General features: G+C 58.7%; 5 protein-coding genes. All 5 read left to right on the forward strand.

The genetic code is table 11. The features are described from left to right. A partial coding sequence (locus tag O6929_07105) for a nucleotide sugar dehydrogenase (GenBank protein ID MCZ6480155.1) occupies nucleotides 1-908 on the forward strand: 908 nt, incomplete at its 5' end. 101 nt (nucleotides 909-1,009) lie between these two features. Next, the gene (gmd, locus tag O6929_07110) at nucleotides 1,010-2,050 is read left to right on the forward strand and encodes a GDP-mannose 4,6-dehydratase (GenBank protein MCZ6480156.1); all 1,041 of its coding nucleotides are present in this window, start codon (nucleotides 1,010-1,012) and stop codon (nucleotides 2,048-2,050) included. After that, nucleotides 2,047-3,015, forward strand: coding sequence for a GDP-L-fucose synthase (locus tag O6929_07115; GenBank protein MCZ6480157.1), 969 nt, complete (start codon nucleotides 2,047-2,049; stop codon nucleotides 3,013-3,015). Before gmd ends, O6929_07115 begins: the two co-directional genes overlap by 4 nt. Then, nucleotides 3,003-4,136, forward strand: a complete 1,134-nt coding sequence (wecB, locus tag O6929_07120) for a UDP-N-acetylglucosamine 2-epimerase (non-hydrolyzing) (protein MCZ6480158.1) — start codon at nucleotides 3,003-3,005, stop codon at nucleotides 4,134-4,136. Before O6929_07115 ends, wecB begins: the two co-directional genes overlap by 13 nt. Before the next feature lie 8 nt (nucleotides 4,137-4,144). Continuing rightward, nucleotides 4,145-4,719, forward strand: a 575-nt coding sequence (locus tag O6929_07125) for an oxidoreductase (GenBank protein ID MCZ6480159.1), incomplete at its 3' end; no start/stop codon positions are given.

Raw genomic sequence — 4,719 nt, forward strand, 5'->3', positions numbered from 1 at the left:
TTAATCCTGGCGATCCGGAGCACACGTTAGAGACAGTAGTCAAGGTGATAGCTGCCCAGGACGACGAGACCGCCGAGACGATAGCAAAAGTCTATAGCTTGGCGGTGAAGGCGGGAGTTTACAAGGCACCCGATATCCGGACCGCCGAGGCGGCCAAAGTGATCGAAAATATCCAGCGAGACCTGAACATTGCCTTGATGAATGAGCTCGCCATGCTCTTCCACCGCATGGGTCTCGATATCCACGAGGTTCTGAAGGCGGCCCGGACTAAGTGGAACTTTCTGCCGTTTGAGCCTGGCCTGGTCGGTGGCCACTGCATCCCTGTGGATCCCTACTATCTGACATACAAGGCCCAAGAGATCGGCTACCACCCGGAAGTGATCCTCGCCGGCCGGCGAATCAATGACTCCATGGGTCTTTACGTGGCGCATGAGACGGTCAAGCTCCTGATCCGCGCCGGAAAGGCTGTGCAGAGGGCCCGGATCCTCGTCCTCGGGGTTGCAATCAAAGAGAATGTTCGTGACGTGCGGAATACCCGGGTTGTGGAACTGGTCCGGGAGCTTGAAACCTATGGGGCCGAGGTTGTGGTTTACGACCCATTGGTGGACGCGGCAGAATTGCAAAAGCTAAAGCTGAAAGCCGTATCAGATCCATTTCAAGCCCATCAACCCAATGAACCCTATAAACCCAATAAACGCAATAAGCCCAATAAACTCGACCAACCCCAATACGATGCGGTGGTCCTCGCCGTTCCCCATCAGCCCTTTCGAGAGAAGGGGCCGGAGGCATATCTCGCCCTGCTCCGGGACCGAGATGGGCGTGGCGTATTCGTAGATGTAAAGGGTGCGTTGCCGCTCGGGGGAAACAAGGACAAAGTGAATCTAGAGGTTCTTTACTGGAAACTTTAGCACGAGCAGCCTCTCCGCCATAAACCAACCTGAAACCTGTGCGGGATGGCAAAACAGAGCATTGTGTGCGAATCGACTGAAGCTCAAGTAGGCGTACGGCCATGAACCGCGCCCTGATCACAGGCATTACCGGGCAAGACGGCTCTTACTTGGCAGAGCTTCTGCTGTCCAAAGGATACGAAGTTCACGGGGTCGTCCGCCGGGCCAGTACGTTTAACACACAAAGGATCGAGCACCTTTATTTGGATCCGCATGAACCAGAGACTCGCTTACGGCTTCACTATGGTGACCTTTCGGACTCGAGCCGGCTTACCAATCTCTTGTATGAGATCCGTCCCCACGAGGTGTATCACCTGGGCGCCCAGAGTCACGTACGGGTGAGCTTCGACATGCCTGATTACACGGGGGATATCACGGGGCTTGGGACGGTCCGTTTGCTGGAAGCGATTCGGAAGAGCGGCGTGAAGTGCAAACTCTACCAAGCCTCGAGCAGCGAGATGTTCGGGGACGCTTCAGTTCCGCAGAGCGAGAAGGATGGCTTCCGTCCACGGAGCCCGTATGCGGCGTCGAAAGTGTACGCCTACTGGATGGTTGTAAATTATCGGGAGGGCTATGGGCTCTTCGCCTGTAACGGAATCATGTTCAATCACGAGTCTCCCCGGCGGGGTGAGACGTTTGTCTCTCGGAAGATCACGCGTGCCGTGGCAGAGATTCTCGCGGGTGGCCAGAAGAAACTCTTCCTCGGAAATCTTGATGCCCGCCGTGACTGGGGTTACGCACCAGAGTACGTCGAGGGGATGTGGCTGATGCTTCAGCAGGACCAACCTGGCGATCTCGTGTTTGGAACGGGAGAGAGCCACTCGGTGCGGGAATTTGTGGAGGAGGCCTTTGGCTACGCGAACTTGGACTGGCGCCAATATGTTGAGATCGATCCACGGTACTTCCGGCCGACGGAGGTTTCCTTTCTTCAGGCAGATTCGTCCGAAGCCAAGCGGCGGCTCGGTTGGGAACCTCAGGTGACTTTCCACCAGCTCGTCAGGATCATGGTGGACACGGATCTGGAGGCAGTCGGCCTTCCTGCGCTGGGAGAAGGGAAGCGGGGCGTCGCTGATGGTCGGCTAAGGTGGCTTAGGAAGCCATGATGGAGCTCTGCGACAAGCGGATCGTGGTAACGGGTGGGGGAGGCTTTCTGGGAAGGTACGTAGTTCGAACCCTTCTGGAGCGTGGGTGCAAAGAGGTCGTGGTGCCGCGCCGGAGCGATTATGATCTGACGCGGGAAGGGGTTGTAGAGCAGCTTTACCGCGACGTGCGACCACAGGTGGTGATCCACCTCGCGGCCGTGGTTGGGGGTATCGGGGTGAACTGCCTAAATCCTGGCCGATTCTTTTATGAGAACCTCGTCATGGGTTCGCTGTTAATGGAGTATGCGCGGCAAGCACGGGTCGAGAAGTTTGTAGCAATCGGGACGATCTGCGCGTACCCCAAGTACACGCCGGTCCCCTTTCGGGAAGAGGATCTCTGGAACGGCTACCCCGAAGAGACGAATGCCCCTTACGGGCTCGCGAAGAAGATGCTCCTCGTCCAGGGGCAAGCGTACCGTCAGCAGTACGGCTTTAATGCGATCCATCTCTTGCCGGTGAATCTGTATGGTCCCGGCGATAATTTTGATCCCGAAACTTCCCACGTGATCCCGGCGCTCATCCGAAAGTGTCTGGAGGCTGTCAAGCGGGGGGATCCTGAGATCGTCTGCTGGGGGGATGGTACACCCACGCGGGAGTTCCTCTACGTTGAGGACTGTGCAGAGGCGATCGTCTTGGCTACGGAACGGCACGATGAAGCGGAGCCCGTGAATCTCGGGGCTGGGTTTGAAATCTCTGTCAAGGGGCTCGTCGAACTGATCGTCGAGATCACCGGATTCCAGGGCAGGGTAGTTTGGGACACCAGCAAGCCGAGCGGACAGCCAAGGCGGTCACTGGATACGAGCCGGGCCTGGGAGGCATTTGGGTTCCGGGCGCGCACCCCTTTTCGGGAAGGTCTAGAGCGGACCGTCGCATGGTATCGATCTCAGTTGGGTGCTGATGTCGGGGTTGACTCGTGCGTATCCTAGTGGTTGCCGGAGCACGACCGAACTTTGTCAAGATTTCCCCCGTGATAAGGGCATTGAAGAATGTGTCCGGCGTCGGGGTTGTTCTCGTACATACGGGACAACATTATGACTACGGTATGTCGGCTTCTTTCTTTGAAGAGCTTGCCCTGCCCGAGCCCGATATCTATCTCGGAGTTGGCTCCGGGAATCACGGTGAGCAAACGGGGCGGATCCTCGCGGCGTTTGAGGAGGTGGTTCTCAGAGAATCGCCGGCGGGGGTGGTCGTCGTCGGAGATGTGAACTCGACGCTTGCATGCGCCCTCGCAGCGGCGAAATGTTGTGTGCCGGTCGCGCACGTTGAGGCCGGGCTTCGCAGCTTTGATCGGACAATGCCAGAGGAGATTAACCGCGTCCTTACCGATGCCGTGGCTGATTATCTGTTCACCCCTTCTCCGGATGCCGACGAGAACCTCCGGCGAGAAGGGGCTCCCGAAGATCGGATCTTCCGCGTAGGCAATGTAATGATTGATAGCCTGCGTGAATACGAAGGCGCCGCCCGAGACCGCGATGTTGCGGGGCGTCTAGGGCTAAAGTCGGGTCCTTACGCGGTTTGCACCGTGCATCGCCCAAGCAATGTTGATGATGAGAGCACGCTGGGAACCATTTTAAGGATTCTGGAAGTTCTTCAGCAAGAATGTCCAGTCGTTTTTCCGCTCCACCCTCGTACCCGAATGCGGCTCGAGAGTTTCGGCCTGGGAGACATATTGTTGGGGCGGAAAAATCTCCGCCTCATAGAGCCTCTTGGCTACCTTGATTTCATTGGACTAATGGCCACGGCCGCCCTGGTCCTGACTGATTCCGGTGGCGTTCAGGAAGAGACGACCGCTTTGGGGGTCCCGTGTCTCACTTTGCGTGAGTGTACGGAACGTCCCGTTACGGTCACGATGGGTACCAATGCTGTGGTAGGTATCGATCCGGAGCGTGTTCTTGGGGCCGCCCATCGGGCTCTCGCCGGGGACTGGCCGCGTGGGATTCTTCCCGAGGGATGGGATGGGCATGCCGCCGATCGGATCGCAGCGATCTTAGGTGTTACAAAGCCGACAGCGGCTCCTCGCAGGCCTGTTATGGCCCGAATCACATGAAACAGGTAATGATTCGCGCGGGACAGGCAGTCATCGAAGAGGTTCCTGCCCCTGTCCCTGGACCGGGGCAAGTTCTGGTCCAGGTGGCCTACTCGTGCATCAGCCCGGGGACGGAGTTGGTCACTCTGGGGTCCCGGGGTTCTCTGAGCATGGTCCGGAACGTTTCGGGGTACGCGGCCCGGCTGCGCAAGGGCTGGTCGGTGATGCGAGACCAGGGGGTGAGAACGGCAGTGCGACTGGCACAGCAGCATCTCACGTTCGGCACGCTCCCCGGGTATAGCTGCGCCGGGTGGGTGACTGAGCTCGGGGAGGGGATCGAAGACCTCGCAATCGGTGAGCCCGTGGCGTGCGGAGGGGCCGGGTTCGCGAGTCATGCTGAGGCAGTGGCTGTGCCACGGAACCTAGTGGTGCCTATCCCTGAGGGAGTCGACGTCGCAGCAGCCGCCACCGTAACGCTCGGCGCCATTGCGGTTCAGGGGGTGCGGAGAGCCGAGGTGGAACTTGGGGGGCGAGTGGGTGTCATCGGCCTGGGTGCCCTGGGCTATCTCACCGTGCAACTGTGTCGCGCCGCCGGTGCACGCGT

Source organism: Candidatus Methylomirabilota bacterium, from assembly GCA_027293415.1.
In the GTDB taxonomy this organism is placed as follows: domain Bacteria; phylum Methylomirabilota; class Methylomirabilia; order Methylomirabilales; family CSP1-5; genus CSP1-5.